Origin of the sequence: Parablautia muri, assembly GCF_009917485.1 — a bacterium.
GTDB lineage: Bacteria > Bacillota > Clostridia > Lachnospirales > Lachnospiraceae > Suilimivivens > Suilimivivens muri.
In genome coordinates this window covers 1-529 of record NZ_QZDT01000209.1, presented here as the reverse complement: position 1 = coordinate 529, position 529 = coordinate 1, and the positions used below count along the sequence as shown (strand labels likewise).

At 44.0% G+C, this 529-nt stretch carries 1 protein-coding gene and 1 pseudogene; one reads left to right on the top strand and one right to left on the bottom strand.

Annotated elements, in window-relative coordinates; translation table 11 throughout:
* Positions 1–109: 109 nt before the first annotated feature.
* Positions 110–238 (top strand): annotated as a pseudogene (locus D5281_RS25270) (IS256 family transposase); the annotation flags it as partial.
* Between the two features lie 198 nt (positions 239–436).
* Here the strand turns inward: D5281_RS25270 and D5281_RS25265 are convergent.
* Positions 437–529, bottom strand: a 93-nt coding sequence (locus D5281_RS25265; RefSeq protein WP_277935647.1) for a Maff2 family mobile element protein, incomplete at its 5' end; no start/stop codon positions are given.

The window sequence follows — 529 nt, the reverse complement described above, 5'->3', positions numbered from 1 at the left end:
AAATATCTATCGACTACAATTATAGGTGATACTTAAGGATCAGGAAATCCGCAGGAATATTTGGCGCTTACTATAGATATGACAATTCTTATCGAAAAGGAGAATTTTTATGGCAGTAGCTAAAGAGCAGATTCGACAGATTATTTCAGAGAACAACATCACCAGCGTTGCGGATGTCTATACCCTTCTTAAAGAAAGCTTTAAAGATATCTTGCAGGAACTCATGGAGGTAGAACTGGCTGTCTTATGGAATTGTGGGTAACTCTGTTTGCAGGACGTGGGAAAGCTGCACTTTAGCTTTTCCACGTGCTGTGAATAGAGTTATCCATGATTCCATAGCCTGTTATGCACATTTCCACGGTGCTTGTCTTTTGGTCTTTGGTTCGGAATAGTGTGGTGCTGGCGGTCCATCTCTTGCTTTCGGTTGCTTGCTTCTTTACCGTACATGAGCATTCGCACCCGGATTGTCGTTGCCGTAGCCCTCCATCAGATTGATTACGCCCCAGATACCAAGCCCGGCTCCAAGTGC